Consider the following 16,624-nt stretch of genomic DNA (forward strand, 5'->3'; position numbering starts at 1 on the left):
GAACTGTTACCGCACAACTGGACGCCTGAATCTACCCACTAAAAGACAACGGCCGTTAACGCGGCCGTGTCAATATGTGTTCCCCGAACGCTTACAATCGGGATAGTGTGGCTTAATATTGAACTGCATCCTACAAGTTGGCGTTATTTCAACGAGAGATTTTATATCTGCGTTGAGCTCTTCTAAACCGCCTTGGCGCCGTTCGCCTTCATTCAATGCCCTCTCTTAAAAAACAGTAATTTTCTGGGCATACGTCCTCATCATAAAGATGGGCTTTGCGTTGTACTGATGCAAGGTTGTTTCACCAACTACATGCGTTATGATAAATCTGCTGCCTGTGAGCAGAGATTCGCATGTTCAGGCTCAAACTCTATACCAGCAGCACCTGGCATTGCTAGCGCGTCTGCTATATTACGCTTTTGCTAAGTAAGCTGTTGATAGAACTCAAAACTCAGCAATACATGAGCAGGGTTACCACGATTTGTTATGAATACGGGGCCACTATTAGCTGCTTTTTTAGCACGCAATACGTTTTGCTTGAACTCTCGACTGGATACGGTGGTCATAGTCATAGTTGTGGATCCAATTACATGTACGTTGCAACATTCGACAATTCAAGTATTGGTATGGCGCTTCCTATCGATAAGCGTTTGTGCGTCATTCATGACATCCTGATGCAGGATCGGTGGCCGAGTGCCTTTGATAGCCTCTTGTACCTTCGCCCTGAACCACCGATCGTAGGCTTCTGGATCGGTAATGAGGCAGGCTGGTAGGCCTCCTTCCTGGGCGACACGAGTAAGTAGGATACGCACGGCATCTGAGATTGTGAGGCCAAAGTTAGCGAGATTTGCAGCTGCTTTGACCTTAAGTTTGTCGTCCATGCGAACATGAAGCATTGAAGTGCGCGCAGCCATTGTTGCTCCTCCTACTTGCGACTCTCGTTATTATGTATCTCTTTTGAGATACAGTCAAAAGCTATTCCGCGACTATTCGCCCTATTCCTATGTTTCTACCTAATATCGATATTATTCTGAGTCATTGTAAGTGCCAACTGCTGGATTTCTGCCGCTAGGGTATTTTCTTATCAGCCGCAGCTTGTGCTCTCATCGGCCCAACCTAATACGCTATTGCTCCACGAGAAAATCGCTCAACGATTTTGTGTACAAAGAGTCGATAGACTTTACTAGAATGCCCTTTATACCCCCAATTTGACTTACTATTTGATATCATGTTTCAAATTGATACAGAATGACCTAAAGCCTGATATATCGCTATTTGAAATGAGCTAGGACAGTCTTACGCTGGTAGTGGATCGAACCTTTAAGGGGGGAGCATAAGTGAGTAGTGAACGGGATGAAAATTATCCAGCGACCGCTGTGTCAACGTGGAGTGGATACGTCTATCAAGGGAAAGTTGCGCTCTACCATTGCCTCAATATGTTCAATAAAGGGGATACTAGTTTTGAGCTCCAGCTAGACAGTAGTGAAGATTTCGCAATATACAAAAATGGCGCTTTGACAAGTGCGCACCAAGTAAAGGCCAAGATCGGAAAGTACCGCAGCGGGTACGCCGAAGCTTTGGAGAAAGCTTCGACTATCGAGTTTGATCGAGTCAAGGGTATTTCACGTTACTTCCATGTATCCATTCAACTAGATGACACTGACGATTACACGGGAGAAAATGGGGAACTCGTTCAATTTTATACGTATGGCACAAATAAATATTGCGGCTTGCGTGAAATCGAAAGGCTGACCAAAGAGGTTATTAGGCAGATTTGTACGAGCAGATGCATAACGCTTAGTGAAGACCTCTTGTACTATAACTATTGCCTTCTTTCCGAAAACATAAACTCTAAGGCTGTGGCAATACATCGTTTAGTGCAAGACGATCGCCAAAAGGCTAACAAAGCTGCCTACGAAAATCGGATTGTCGCACAGAGCTTAATAGACGACATCTGGACCAAAAACCCATACAACGGCACAGAATATTTCGCTGTTGATCTTAAGGCCCGATTTTCCAGCTATCTGGAAGATCGGCTAGATCAAGCTTTGCCAAGCATAAGTGATGAGATGTATGCCAGAGCCCGGCGGCTACGCGCGCTGTGCGAAATTATGCCTACGCGCGCTGTGCGAAATTATGCGTAAGGCGCGTAACTCCGCATAATTTATTCAAAGGTACTCCATTCAGTTTCTACTAGGCCGTTTTTATACTATTCTGACAAGCTTAAACCTCGTTTGTAAGTATATGGCCCTACTGAGGGCTATTCTTCAATTTATTGCCCTAAAAATGACCCGATTGGAGTCCGAAGTGAAAGACAGATGGTTATCCGTTGATGAAATTGCAGATTACCTTGGAATCAAGCGAGATACGGTATACAAGTGGATTGCAGAGAGGCGTATGCCTGCCCATAAAACTGGACGCCTTTGGAAATTTAAAAGGGACGAGGTAGATGGCTGGGTACGCGATGGCAAAGCCGGTGAAAGTAGTGACCAAGAAAAAGCAGATTTAGGAGCAGTTAAATGAAAACCGTACGTAACGCATGTCAGTTGCAGCCGAAAGCTTTGGAAATCAATGTCGGCGACCAAATCGAGCAGCTTGATCAAATCATCGACAATACCAACGGTCAGGAGTACTTCAAAAAGACCTTCATTACTGATGGCTTTAAAACACTACTCTCCAAGGGTATTGCCCGCTTGGCAGGCAAGTCAAATGACACTGTTTTTCACCTAAAACAAGCCATGGGTGGTGGTAAAACCCACTTGATGGTCGGCTTTGGTTTGTTAGCCAAAGATGCTGCGCTTCGAAATAGTCATATATGCTCAATGCCATACCAGTCCGATTATGGTGCTGCGAAAATCGCGGCGTTTAATGGTCGCAATAACCCTCATACCTATTTCTGGGGTGAGATAGCGCGTCAACTGGGTAGAGAAGGAGTCTTCAGGGAATACTGGGAGTCAGGTGCTAAAGCTCCTGACGAGCAAGCCTGGGTCAATCTATTTGATGGTGATGAACCTATCCTCATCTTATTAGATGAGATGCCACCTTACTTTCACTACTACAGTACCCAAGTGCTTGGACAAGGAACCATAGCCGATGTAGTAACGCGTGCCTTCTCTAATATGCTGACGGCTGCGCAGAAAAAAAAGAACGTATGTATCGTAGTATCCGACCTTGAAGCTGCTTACGACACGGGGGGGAAATTGATCCAGCGCGCGTTAGATGACGCCACTCAAGAGTTGGGGCGAGCTGAGGTATCTATTACACCAGTAAACCTGGAGTCCAATGAAATCTATGAAATTCTGCGTAAACGCCTGTTCCTGGCGCTGCCGGATAAAAGTGAAATCTCCGAAATCGCATCGGTTTATGCATCCAGGCTTGCCGAAGCGGCCAAAGCCAAAACTGTTGAGCGAAGTGCAGAAGCGCTGGCGAATGACATTGAGTCCACCTATCCATTCCATCCAAGTTTCAAAAGTATCGTTGCGCTCTTCAAAGAAAACGAAAAATTCAAGCAAACCCGTGGTTTGATGGAACTGGTTTCTCGTCTTCTGAAATCCGTATGGGAAAATAGCGAGAATGTGTATTTGGTCGGTGCTCAACACTTTGATCTTTCAATACACGACGTACGCGAGAAGCTCGCTGAAATTTCGGAAATGCGAGATGTTATCGCCAGAGACCTATGGGACTCCACCGACAGCGCACACGCCCAGATTATTGACCTCAATAGTGGTAATCATTATGCAAAACAGGTTGGTACTCTGTTGCTAACGGCCAGTCTCTCCACCGCGGTGAATTCGGTTAAAGGTTTAACCGAAAGTGAAATGCTGGAGTGTCTGATCGACCCGAATCACCAAGGCAGTGATTACCGAGCCGCGTTCGCGGAGCTTGCCAAATCAGCTTGGTACCTGCATCAGACTCAAGAAGGCCGCAATTATTTCAGCCATCAAGAAAACCTTACAAAGAAGCTCCAGGGTTACGCCGACAAAGCACCACAGAACAAAGTCGACGAACTGATTCGTCATCGGCTGGAAGAAATGTATCGTCCAGTGACTAGAGAAGCTTACGAAAAAGTATTACCACTTCCAGAAATGGATGATGCTGAAGCCATACTGAAGAATAGCCGCGCCCTGCTAATAATAAGCCCGGATGGAAAAACGCCACCAGGCGTTGTAGCTAACTTCTTTAAGGCCTTGATAAATAAAAACAATATTCTAGTATTAACTGGCGACAAATCCTCTATTGCCAGCATCGAAAAGGCGGCACGCCATGTTTATGCCGTTACCAAGGCTGATAACGAAATTCCAGCATCTCATCCGCAGCGAAAAGAGCTGGATGAAAAGAAAGCGCAGTACGAGCAAGATTTTCAAACCACCGTGCTCTCCGTCTTCGATAAGTTGCTATTCCCCGGCAACACTCGTAGCGAAGACCTTCTGCGCCCTAAAGCCTTGGATAGCACCTATCCTTCCAATGAACCCTATAACGGCGAGCGTCAGGTTGTTAAAACCTTGACCTCAGACCCCATAAAACTCTACACGCAAATCACAGAAAACTTCGATGCTTTGCGAGCGAGAGCAGAATCCTTACTGTTCGGGACTCAGGATGAGGCCAGAAAGACAGACCTGCTCGACAAAATGAAGCAAAAAACGCAGATGCCTTGGGTGCCTAGTCGAGGTTTCGATCAGCTCGCCATTGAGGCTTACCAGCGTGGCGTATGGGAAGATTTAGGTAATGGATACATTACGAAAAAGCCCAAGCCAAAAACTACAGAGGTAATCATCAGCGAAGATTCTTCGCCAGACGATGCAGGTACGGTGCGCCTGAAAATCGATGTAGCCAACGCAGGCAACAACCCTCGTATTCATTACGCAGAAGATAACGGCGTATCTGAAAGTAGCCCAGTGCTTAGTGATAACACTCTCGCAACTAAGGCGTTGCGGGTACGGTTTTTAGCGATAGATCCTACCGGTAAAAACCTCACTGGCGGCCCGACCACGTGGAAGAACCGCCTTACCTTACGCAACCGCTTTGACGAGGTAGCAAGAACAGTCGAGCTGTTCGTCGCCCCAAAGGGCACAATCAAATACACACTCGATGGATCAGAAGCACGCAATGGTGAAACCTACACCGCTCCTATCCAGCTGAGTGATGAGGAAACCACAATCTATGTTTTTGCTGAATGTGATGGTTTGGAAGAGAAGAGAAATTTCACCTTTGCTGCCTCTGGTTCAAAAGAAATCCCGATCATTAAAGACAAGCCAGCCACTCTCGTAAGCCCTTCACCTAAGCGCATGGATAGTTCAGCGAAAACCTATGAAGGCCTAAAAATTGCCAAAGAAAAAGACATCGTATTCGAGCAGGTAAGTTTGATGGTTGGTTCTGCTCCTAAGGTGATTCACATGTCGCTGGGGGAGATGAAAATCAGTGCCGAATTCATTGAAACCGCACTAGCACACTTGCAAACTGTGTTAAGCCCAGAAGCACCCGTGGTTATGACGTTCAAAAAGGCGTACACTAAAACCGGTCACGACCTTGAACAATTTGCGAAACAGCTGAGCATTGAAATAGGCAATGGTGAGGTAGAACAACGATGAGTAAAACCATTGATTTTGGGGCGCCGCCAGAATTCGGTATGCATCACTTTTATGTGGAAATCCCCACGGGTTCGCGTGACGCTGTTGTTATATATGAAGATTATGGTTTCGATGGTGATGAATCACGCCGTGAAACCGTTGAGCTTCGCCTGGTTTTAGCCAGAGAACTGTGGACCAAGATCCGTGATGACGCCCGACGTGATTTTAATGCTCGCCTCAAGGTGAAAAAGCAAGGTGCTGGTGCTTGGTCTACTGGTAAAGTGAAGCTCGACCGCTTTTTGGGGCGCGAGTTGTGCGTACTGGGATGGGCAGCGGAGCATGCCTCACCCGACGAATGCCTAATTATCTGCCAAAAGTGGCTGGCCCTTCGACCAGAAGAAAGATGGTGGCTTTACAGTAAAACTGCTGCCGAGGCAGCTCGTGACGATCAAACGCAGCGCGGCTGGCGCAAGGCTCTGTATTGCGCGCTTTCTGATGGCGAAAATATAAAGCTGAAAACTAAGAAAAAACCTATGTCTAAAAAGCTTCAATCTGAAGAAGAACCCCAAGATCTTTTTGGGTTTATGGAGAAGGGAGATATTTAATGGCTCTACAACCTTATGAATGGAAGGACAAACCAGCCTTAATTGAGCACTTATTCCCTGTTCAGAAAATATCTGCTGAAACCTTTAAAGAACGAATGGCTAGCCAAGGGCAGTTGTTGGTTTCTTTGGGGGCCTTTTGGAAAGGTAGGAAGCCTCTCATTTTAAACAAAGCATGTATTCTGGGCTCATTGCTACCAGCAACCGATAATCCTCTAGAAGATTTAGAGGTATTTGAGCTTTTGATGGGTATTGACTCAGAGTCAATGCAGAAGAGAATTGAGGCATCTCTTCCTGCCTCCAAGCAGGAAACAATTGGTGAGTATATAGTTCTGCCATATGCCGAGCAAATTAGAATTGCCAAAAGGCCGGAAGAAATTGGTGAGCGCCTTTTTATTCACGTTTGGAATCGAGTGAATAAACATCTTGGCACGTCTGCCCATACATTCGCACAACTCGTTGAGGAAATGGGTATTGCACGGTTCGGTCATAGACCAAGAGTGGCTGATGTTTTTTCAGGTTCGGGCCAAATTCCTTTTGAGGCTGCTCGCTTAGGCTGTGATGTGTATGCTTCCGACCTTAACCCAATCGCGTGCATGCTGACGTGGGGTGGCTTGAACGTTGTTGGGGCGACTCCTCAAAAAAGAGTTGCGATCGATAAAGCCCAGCGCGATCTCGTCAAGCAAGTCCAGAAAGAAATTGATGCCCTTGATATTGAAGCCGATGGCCGAGGATGGCGGGCCAAGGTGTTCCTATATTGCGTAGAGGTGACCTGCCCAGAATCTGGTTGGCGTGTTCCTTTAATTCCTAGCTTGATTGTCAGCAATGGATTTCGAGTTGTTGTTGAGCTTAAGCCTGTGCCTAGTGAGAAGCGATACGATATTGATATTCGTGAAGTGGAAACGGACGAGGAGCTGGAACTATACAAATCAGGAACCATACAAGATGGTGAGGTAATTCATTCCCCGGATGGAAAAACACAGTATCGCGTTAGTATCAAAACCATTCGAGGCGATTATAAAGAGGGTAAGGAAAATAAAAATCGTTTGCGTATGTGGGAGAAATCGGACTTTACTTCCCGCCCAGATGATATATATCAGGATCGGCTGTTTTGTGTTCAATGGATGAAGAAAAAGCCAAAAGGATTGCAATATCTTTACGAATTTCGTTCTGTTACGAATGACGACTTAATACGCGAGAAAAAAATCAGCGATTACGTTGAAGCCAACCTAGGCAGCTGGCATGAGCAAGGTATTGTTCCTGATATGGTCATTGAAGCTGGTGATAAGACTGATGAGCCAATTAGAACTCGCGGCTGGACCCATTGGCACCATTTGTTCCACCCAAGGCAACTGCTTTTTCTGAGCCTCGTAAACAAACACTCCCCGGCAGAAGGGAAGTTCAACTTTCTGCAATGCATGAATCATCTGTCCAAGCTTACTCGTTGGCGACCACAGGCTGGTGGTGGCGGTGGCTCTGCGGCTACTTTTGATAACCAAGCACTTAATACCTTATATAACTACCCTGTAAGGGCAACGGGTTCAATTGAGAATATATTGGCAGCGCAGCATAATCACTGCCAAATTAGTGAGAATGTTTCATTCATAGTTAAATCGCATCCCGCACCTGAACTAGACATAGAGAACGATATTTACGTTACGGACCCGCCTTATGGCGATGCCGTTAAGTATGAAGAAATCACTGAATTCTTCATCGCCTGGCTGCGCAAAAATCCACCAAAGGAATTTGCACACTGGACCTGGGATAGTCGAAGATCTCTTGCTGTCAAGGGTGAAGATGAAGGCTTCCGAACGGGTATGGTTGCCGCCTATCGAAGGATGGCTCAGAAGATGCCTGACAATGGATTACAGGTGCTTATGTTTACTCATCAAAGTGGTGCTATCTGGGCGGACATGGCCAACATCATCTGGGCCAGTGGTTTGCAAGTGACTGCTGCATGGTATGTAGTAACGGAGACAGATTCCGCATTAAGAGGTGGATCCAACGTCAAAGGTACCATCATTCTGATTTTGCGTAAGCGCCATCAGGCGTTAGAAAGCTTCCGTGATGATTTAGGCTGGGAAATCGAAGAGGCTGTAAAAGAGCAAGTCGAATCTTTGATAGGGTTGGATAAAAAGGTTCGAGCTCAGGGCGCCGAAGGCCTCTATACCGATGCAGACTTGCAAATGGCCGGTTACGCTGCTGCATTGAAAGTGCTGACCGCTTATTCTTGTATTGACGGCAAGGATATGGTAACAGAGGCCGAAGCACCACGGCAAAAAGGCAAAAAAACCTTTGTTGACGAGCTGATCGACTTCGCCGTGCAAACAGCAGTTCAATTTTTAGTTCCTGTTGGCTTTCAGAAGGGCGAATGGCAGAAACTGCAGGCCGTTGAGCGTTTTTACCTGAAAATGGCCGAGATGGAGCACCAAGGCGCAAAAACCTTGGATAACTATCAAAACTTTGCCAAGGCGTTTAAGGTGCACGACTTTGACCAGCTGATGAGCGATGCATCAAAGGCCAATTCTGCGCGGTTAAAGCTTTCTACCGAATTCAGAAGTGCCATGATGTCCGGTGATGCCGAAATGGCAGGTACGCCATTGCGGGCATTGCTCTATGCGTTGTTTGAGCTATCGAAAGATGTTGAAGTGGATGATGTACTTTTGCACTTGATGGAGAACTGCCCGAATTATTTACCCAACAAGCAGCTATTGGCAAAAATGGCCGATTACTTGGCCGAAAAACGTGAGGGCCTAAAAGGCACTAAAATTTTCAACCCTGAGCTGGAAGCGAGTTGTGCTCGGGTGTTGGCTGAAGCCATTCGAAATCAGAGGTTGTAATCTATGGCGATTCGGCGCTTTTCATCTCGCACAGAAAGATTGGACACGGAGTTCCTGGCTGAGTCGTTAAGAGGAGCCGTCAAGTATTTTCGTATCGCTGGTTATTTCAGAAGCTCGATTTTTGAGCTTGTGGGGGAAGAAATTGCAAAGATCCCAGAGGTTAAAATTATCTGCAACTCGGAACTCGACCTGGCTGATTTTCAGGTGGCATCTGGCAGAACCACCGCGCTCAAAGAACGCTGGAACGAGGTGGACGTAGAGGCCGAGGCCCTACTTAAAAAAGAGCGCTATCAGATTCTGGATAGGCTGTTGCAATCGGGGAATGTTGAAATCCGCGTAGTTCCCAGAGAGCGGTTGTTCCTGCATGGCAAGGCAGGTTCTATTCATTACGAGGATGGTAGCCGCAAGTCCTTCATTGGTTCGGTGAACGATTCCAAAAGCGCCTTCGCTCACAACTACGAACTAGTTTGGCAGGACGATGATGAGGAAAGTGCCGATTGGGTAGAAAAGGAGTTCTGGGCACTTTGGAATGATGGTGTGCCATTGCCAGAAGCGGTCCTGGCCGAAATTAATCGGGTGGCTAACCGTCGGGAAGTGACCATTGAGGTATTAAAGCCTGAGGAAGTACCCGCTGCCGCCATGGCAGAAGCGCCGATTTATCGTGGTGGAGAACAGTTACAGCCCTGGCAACGCACGTTTGTCACTATGTTTCTGGAGCATAGAGAGATCTATGGTAAGGCTCGCCTACTTCTGGCTGATGAAGTGGGTGTTGGTAAAACCTTATCTATGGCAACCAGTGCGCTGGTCAGTGCGCTTCTTGATGATGGCCCCGTTCTGATTTTAGCCCCATCCACACTCACGATTCAGTGGCAAATTGAGATGATGGATAAGCTCGGCGTGCCTGCTGCTGTTTGGTCATCTCAAAAGAAGGTTTGGCTAGGTGTGGAGGGGCAAATTCTTTCACCACGTGGAGATGCTTCTTCAATTAAAAAATGCCCTTATCGCATTGCTATTGTATCTACCGGCTTGATCATGCATCAGCGGGAGAAGTTTGATTTTGTTAAAGAAGCTGGTATGCTTTTGAAAAATCGTTTTGGTACCATCATCCTGGATGAAGCACACAAAGCCCGTGCTCGCGGAGGTTTTGGTGACCAGGCTTCAGAGCCTAATAACCTCATGGCCTTTATGCAGCAGATAGGAAGACGCACACGGCACTTGATACTCGGCACGGCAACACCGATCCAAACCGACGTGCGTGAGCTATGGGATTTGCTCGGTATTTTAAATAGTGGCGCTGAGTTTGTACTGGGCGATGCTTTATCGCCATGGCATGACCATGAGCAAGCTATTCCTTTGATCACTGGCAGAGCACGAGTTACGTCTGAGGCTGAAGTCTGGCGTTGGTTAAGCAACCCTTTACCCCCAGGCAATGAACACCATATTGTTCAGCAACTACGAGACTACCTGTTGATCGACAATAAATCCTTTGGCAGCACTCATCGCTTCGAAGACCTCGGCTATATGATTCAGAGCCTCTGGCTTTCGGAATGCCTGACGCCTGGCTTCTTCAAAGAGAATAACCCCGTCCTTCGCCATACGGTGCTAAGGAAGCGTAAGCAGTTGGAGGAGGAAGGTCTGCTAGAAAGAGTTGGCGTAAACACGCACCCCATGACGCGCAATCTTGCACAGTATCAATCCCGATTTGTAGGGCTTGGCATTCCAACCAATACGCCGTTCCAAGTGGCTTACGGGAAGGCCGAGGAATTCAGTAAATTACTTCATTCCCGTACCAAATCGGCCGGTTTCATGAAGTCATTGATGTTGCAGCGAATCTGTTCTAGCTTTGCATCTGGCTTGAAAACCGCTCAGAAGATGCTGAAGCATACGGTTTCTAATGATGACGAGGATTTGGTCGAAGACGTTGAACACATTCTCTCAGAAATGACTCCAGCCGAAGTTGCTTGCTTAAGAGAGATTGAAACACAGTTGTCGCGCCCGGAAGCCGTCGATTCTAAGTTGAACACAGTGAGATGGTTTTTAACAGAGTTCCGTACCGGCGGGAAAAACTGGTTGGAGCATGGCTGTATCATCTTTAGTCAATATTTCGACACTGCGGAATGGATAGCTAAAGAACTTGCGAAATCCTTTAAGGGTGAAGTGGTTGCAGTTTACGCGGGCGTTGGAAAAAGTGGCCTATTTCGGGGTGAGCAGTTTAATAACGTCGAGCGTGAAGTGATTAAAACAGCAGTAAAAATGCGCGAAATTCGATTAGTTGTGGCTACTGACGCGGCATGTGAAGGTTTGAACCTGCAAACTTTGGGTACACTAATCAATATCGACTTACCTTGGAACCCCTCCCGCTTAGAGCAACGACTTGGTAGAATTAAGCGTTTCGGTCAAACTCGTAAGTTTGTAGACATGCTCAACCTTGTATACAGCGAAACACAGGATGAGAAGGTCTACAACGTAATATCAGAACGCTTACGTGATACCTACGACATATTTGGCAGCCTTCCTGACACTATTGATGATGATTGGATCGATGACGAGGAAGAACTAAGTACCCATATGAACGAATACATGCACGAGCGCAAAAAAGCTCAGGATGCATTCTCGGTTAAATATCGTGGAACCCACGACCCAGATGCCAACCTCTGGGAGCAGTGCGCTACGGTACTCTCCCGTAGGGACATCGTTAGCAAGCTGAGTGAGCCATGGGGAAGCTAAGCCGATAGTGTTCTAACTCTTCTATTTGGATAAAATAAGAAGACCTACAAATCTGCGGTGATGAAGTATTTTGATTTTTTCTACTTGAAACAGATGGTCATCAAAACACAAAATCTCCAAAAAACCGTCCAGTTGAGGGTTCGATAGGCATGCATAATTTATACTACCTCAAACTTGATCTGACAGTTACCCGTTTTTTATGCAGTGTCTATCAGATTATATTTGGTTCACATTAGTTGTACTAGCATAATCGAAATCCAGTCAAGTCTTCGCAATATTCCCTCCCAGTCAGGGTCTAATGATAAATCGGTTACATAGTTTTATTTAGCGGCTCTGGGGCGCGGCTTATAGATTACTGTCCTGACATCGCATTCGAAATGTGCTTCGGTGATACATCAGCACTAGGATGACTCCACACCATCACAGCTGTTTTCGCAAGAGTTGCCGCTCTTTTGCGGATAGATTCTTCATCCCAATCGCTTAGTCCGTTTTGCTGAAAGTAGGTGTTGATTAGTAACGCGCTCTGACCAAGCCTAGAGCGTTTTCCTAAAACGGGTTTGTCTTTGTCATCAACAAAATCGGCAAATGGTCCATTGCTCACCGAGCTATTGAGTGATCCTGTCAATATTGTAAGGTTGCCGAAGCAATGCAACGCAGCTTGCTTGATCGCCTTTTGATCGTCAGTCATGCCTGAAACAAAATAGGTCGGTAAGTTTTGCCAGCTTTGTGGCATGACATGCTCTACTGTTAGCGCTGATTGTACTGGAACATGATTGCTGCCTTGGTGGGTCCCCCGCGCGGCATATTCTAATGCGCGCAACAAAGCGGCCACGCGGGCAGGTTTCATTTCGGTGTAAACCGGACGTGTTATCCATGAATCGGTAAATACCCGATCATCCGGCCACTCCTCGCTGGCTCCTTGTCCATTGAGTAACGCTCTGCGCAGCGCGTTATGAGGGGCATCGGAGGATTTGGATATTGCTCGCAGTACGCGCAAAAAGAAGCGGTTATACCCCTTAGTCGTCAGGCCAGAAACAGTGCGGCGGACAAGGTATGACGACAAATCCCCGATCGCCTGCTTTAATTCCGCACTCTCTGCGGTTAGGCGTTCACGTAAAGCTAAATAGATTGGAGTAATAGTTCCCACATCTAGTGACTTGATAAGTCGAGAAAACTCAGCCAAGTATCCAGTACCGGTCGGAGTGATAAGTTCGGCGAAGTACCCACTTAGTATTTGAATGCGTCGGAGCTCTTCTTCAATATTACGTTGATCTTTTTGCCACCAGCTTTTAAAACCTTGGAATACATGAGTTACAAGGGTGGCTTCCTGGCTTCGTAGAACTGTATAGTTGTAGAAAAACAGATCGATACGCGGATGTAGCAAGCGGCCTTGGCGCTCCTTTTCTCGCCAGTATTGGTTGGTAGTGATCGACTGTTTGTTTGTAACGGTCTGGTCGAACTTTCTCCAATATTCATCGTATAGGGAGTCAACGTTGAAGTCATTGCGGGCGGCTTCCAAGAAAAGAAAATTGCGAATTAGGTCTGATGCCAGTAGAGGCTCGCCTCGAGCGTTCAGTGTCTCGAAAATAATTTGAGGATCGTCGTCATCTTCCAAAACTAAAGTCATGATTTGGATATGTTCTGACAGAGTCATGTATAGAGCTTCAGCGCGCGTAGTATCTGGAGAGCCATCGCCGAGAAGAGGGCTTATTGAGTTGGTACTGCGTATCTGCGAAGTAAGCAGATCGCTATAGTTTTTATCTCGAATTGGATTGACGACGTCGTTCAAGTCAACGCCATTCATATATGCGAGGCAAGCGTGGTAGAGGTACAGGAAGGTCTGTACCATTAGCGGCCGTTCTAGCTTATTTCGACCCTCTCTAGCTGGGTAGGTATCGTAAATTTCTTCTATTGTTTGGGCATTGTTCAGAAATTTCATTTCTGAACGACCGGCCTGGGTAGGCCAAACCTTGTGGTGGTCATCAACGTCACCGTAGGGACCTGGATTACGTATCAAATTCGCCAGCATTTGCTGCAAGACTGGATTGCTTACTGTCCTGGCTGAAAAACTAAAAGCCAGGAGAAGTAAATGTAACGTGGTGGAGCGTTGTTGTCCGTCAATTACTTCGTAGGCAGGAACACGCCCAAATTTATTGTGTGGTATTGGTGTCATTACAATGGAGCCGAGGAAGTGCTTTTGCAATGGTTTTACTCCATTGGCGGTACCACTCGTCGATAGAACTTGGCGTTCCAAATGTGCGTCTGATCTATCTTGAATGTCCGCCCATAATGGGGCAACCTGTTTTTCCAGAGTCCATACATATCCGCGTTGAAAAATGGGAACTTGGTATTGATATGGTGAATCGAATAAGCCAGTAACAGTGGTTCTCTTTGGCTGCATGAGCGATTTTACCTATTGCTTAAAAAATTTTTAGTGGGGAATGACTTATCTACTGAGCATTGGGGTTAGCTGACATTTTTTCGGACCATACCCCAGAAAATCGTGACGGCATGATGTAGCTGCCTATGGTCAACCGTCATTTCTGTCACGATCATCAGGAGCTCTGGCTGCTGTCGGCTCGTAATAACCACTCGACTTGTCGTCGCGCCGTAGAAATGACTTGGCTGAATACTCGTACGTCGACCTGCGGCTCTCGATCCGTTGTCGGAAAATCAGGTGAACGGCGACCTCCGATTACAAGTACTTGAATCGATGCGCTGATGAATTTGCTCAATTCGTGCCGGTAGGAGACTGCTTGCAGGTAATCATCGTGATTCAGTGCGTGGCCTGGCCGCTTAAATTCAATTAGCAAGTATTTGCCGCTCAAATTTTCATTTAGCAGTAGATCGGGACGCTTGTCTGCCTTCGTGCCTGTGTAGGTCTTGCCTAGCATATCCTCTACCTGGCGGCGCAAGGTGATGTTTGAGCTGAACAGCGAATATTCGGGACCCAACACCCAGAGATTCCGTTCAAGCGCTTTATGCATCATGGCTTCACTGGTAGTGGTATCGTGTACCAACTTATCCAGTTGATCGAGAAAAACTTGACGAGCTGTCGCTTGCTGAACAAGTATTGCCATCTCTGAAAGGCCAAAGTCGTTCAATCGTTCTGCAATACCTGCAATATCTCCAGGTGTCGCAGCATCAATGTGTTCAAGAAGGATGCGGTAATCGGAGCGTTCCATTGCCTCTAATAGCACGTTCACTACCGGTTCGACCTTGCTTTCAGGCTCGCCGTAATATTTATCGAGAATTTTCTTGATTGCTTGATCGGCAAAGCTCCGCTTATGTTCAGGCAGAGCAGATAGCCGAGTGAGAATGGTTTTTTGCAATCGCGCCTGTGCAAGCTGGATATCCTGCCAGTACTGCTGCTCGTAGGTTTCCCGCAGAATGGGCTGGACGTATGCCTCAACCTCCCGCAGGAGTTCGCTGTTCTCAACCGCGGCATCCCAGCCCGCGGTGATGTGATCGCGCAGACCATCTGCTTCGATTTCGCCATATAGCTTTCGAAGTAACTTGGGAGGGAAGTCATCCCGTTGATCCAAGCCGAAGAATCCAGGGCGTCCTACCGTCTTCCCATCAACGCGCAAAATAATACCGGGCTGACGTAAGCCTGATTTGCGATCGCTGATTGAAAATCGCAATTTCACCTTTCCTACATTCGGCAAAGCGTGTTCTTGCTCTTCATAATGACCTGATACGTCATCCACATCCAGCCGCTTGTCTTCTACCGTTATTGAAAAATCATCCTGGCGGCCATAATCCTGCAAGAGGATCTGGCGAAGCCGGTTGGCATCAGGGTAGGCCAAGCCTTGATGCAAATCGCTGAGCGTAATAATCGTGCCGTGAAGCTCAAGCGCGCATGGCTCACTGTGCAACACGATGTCCAACTGTTCGATATCTTCCACTCGTGAAAGATCGTCCAGCCGTAGCGTGATACGACATAGGCGGCCGCGCGCGCGTGTTTCAAGCGTCATGGTCGCGGCAGCCATAAGACCAGAAAATTTTCCGATACCCTTTCTGCCCTTGACTGGACGATTTTTCCCCGCCGTACGCTCTCCGCGCCGTGTTCGACGGTCTGATGCAATGTTCAAATAGTGGCGTCGCAGTTCTTCTTCGGTCATGCCACTTCCATCGTCCCTAATGACGATGGCGCCGCCTGTCAGTGGCTTTGGAAGATTGACAGACACCTGCACAGCGTCTGCATCCCAAGCATTGTCGACAAGCTCTTTCAAGGCTCGTTCCGATGACGGGTATTCCTGACTCAGCAGAGTGGCGAGTCGGGAATCAACCTGAAAACGCATCTGGGTACGGCTCATGTCAACGTTCCTTAAAATCAATCCTTTTCCTCAAACGAAAGGAAATCAATGAGCCGCCGTGATTTACTGACTTCATTGTGCAATGCCACCCAATACTACCAAGGTGCCCCATCAATATTCAAAGCTGCGTCCAGTTGTGCTTACTCCATTAGCGCGGACAAGGCCTGAAATTCTTGTTTATCGATATCGCCATTTTGGTTTCCATCACGAACTTCGTCGAATCGGTTGTGGCCTTGACGTCACTGGTGTATCCCGTTTACTAGGCTTCCAAATTTTAGAGAACTTGGAGCTCTCCCTTGCTAGGCTGAAGCATTTTCCCGCTTTTTGCACCAGAATGATGGCAAAACTTTGCTCGCTGTTCGTATCTAGCTTCTACAACGAATATGCTCAAAGCTAATCAAAGAATTGATTAATTTTGATACAATTGTATCAAAATTAAATATAATTCAGTTGAAATTGGAGTGTCAGCATACAGTGAGTCTAAGGATTAACCGATATGTTATCTCTGTCCTCAAAGGAAGGATTTGTGCTTATGCTAGGACATGCAGGATACATACTCTAAATCTCTT

Annotated in this window: 9 protein-coding genes and 1 pseudogene; 6 read left to right on the plus strand and 4 right to left on the minus strand. The window is 46.9% G+C overall.

Features of this window, described 5'->3' with window-relative positions; translation table 11 throughout:
* Nucleotides 1–317: 317 nt before the first annotated feature.
* Together EV681_RS00005 and EV681_RS00010 are read right to left on the minus strand one after the other, a co-directional pair.
* Nucleotides 318–572 (minus strand): annotated as a pseudogene (locus EV681_RS00005) (type II toxin-antitoxin system Phd/YefM family antitoxin).
* A 42-nt stretch (nucleotides 573–614) separates the two neighbouring features.
* A complete protein-coding gene (locus EV681_RS00010; RefSeq protein ID WP_130302962.1) occupies nucleotides 615–914 on the minus strand; it encodes a type II toxin-antitoxin system RelB/DinJ family antitoxin in 300 nt (99 codons plus the stop codon).
* A gap of 423 nt (nucleotides 915–1,337) precedes the next feature.
* Here EV681_RS00010 and EV681_RS00015 point away from each other — a divergent pair, with 423 nt between their 5' ends.
* From EV681_RS00015 to EV681_RS00040, 6 genes are all read left to right on the plus strand, one after another.
* The gene (locus EV681_RS00015; protein WP_130302963.1) at nucleotides 1,338–2,144 is read left to right on the plus strand and encodes an ABC-three component system protein; all 807 of its coding nucleotides are present in this window, start codon (nucleotides 1,338–1,340) and stop codon (nucleotides 2,142–2,144) included.
* A gap of 163 nt (nucleotides 2,145–2,307) precedes the next feature.
* Nucleotides 2,308–2,523 carry a methylation-associated defense system helix-turn-helix domain-containing protein MAD1 gene (mads1, locus tag EV681_RS00020; RefSeq protein WP_130302964.1) on the plus strand — a complete coding sequence of 72 codons (216 nt, stop codon included), beginning with the start codon at nucleotides 2,308–2,310 and terminating at the stop codon, nucleotides 2,521–2,523.
* The gene (locus tag EV681_RS00025) at nucleotides 2,520–5,588 is read left to right on the plus strand and encodes an anti-phage-associated DUF499 domain-containing protein (RefSeq protein ID WP_130302965.1); all 3,069 of its coding nucleotides are present in this window, start codon (nucleotides 2,520–2,522) and stop codon (nucleotides 5,586–5,588) included. Before mads1 ends, EV681_RS00025 begins: the two co-directional genes overlap by 4 nt.
* Entirely contained in the window at nucleotides 5,585–6,172 is a 588-nt protein-coding gene (locus EV681_RS00030; RefSeq protein ID WP_130302966.1) for an anti-phage-associated DUF3780 domain-containing protein, read from the plus strand. The genes EV681_RS00025 and EV681_RS00030 overlap by 4 nt, the downstream gene beginning before the upstream one ends.
* Nucleotides 6,172–9,009, plus strand: a complete 2,838-nt coding sequence (locus tag EV681_RS00035; RefSeq protein ID WP_130302967.1) for an anti-phage-associated DUF1156 domain-containing protein — start codon at nucleotides 6,172–6,174, stop codon at nucleotides 9,007–9,009. Before EV681_RS00030 ends, EV681_RS00035 begins: the two co-directional genes overlap by 1 nt.
* 3 nt (nucleotides 9,010–9,012) lie before the next feature.
* Nucleotides 9,013–11,736: a phospholipase D-like domain-containing anti-phage protein gene (locus tag EV681_RS00040; protein WP_130302968.1), complete on the plus strand. Its 2,724-nt coding sequence runs from the start codon at nucleotides 9,013–9,015 to the stop codon at nucleotides 11,734–11,736.
* A gap of 352 nt (nucleotides 11,737–12,088) precedes the next feature.
* Here EV681_RS00040 and EV681_RS00045 read toward each other — a convergent pair whose 3' ends face one another.
* The gene (locus EV681_RS00045) at nucleotides 12,089–14,137 is read right to left on the minus strand and encodes a DUF262 domain-containing protein (protein ID WP_130302969.1); all 2,049 of its coding nucleotides are present in this window, start codon (nucleotides 14,135–14,137) and stop codon (nucleotides 12,089–12,091) included.
* 154 nt (nucleotides 14,138–14,291) lie between these two features.
* On the minus strand, nucleotides 14,292–16,055 hold the full coding sequence (locus EV681_RS00050) for an ATP-binding protein (protein WP_130302970.1): 1,764 nt from the start codon (nucleotides 16,053–16,055) through the stop codon (nucleotides 14,292–14,294).
* Between the last annotated feature and the right edge of the window lie 569 nt (nucleotides 16,056–16,624).

The sequence above is a fragment of the Advenella incenata genome, assembly GCF_004217095.1.
In the GTDB taxonomy this organism is placed as follows: Bacteria; Pseudomonadota; Gammaproteobacteria; order Burkholderiales; family Burkholderiaceae_B; genus Advenella; species Advenella incenata.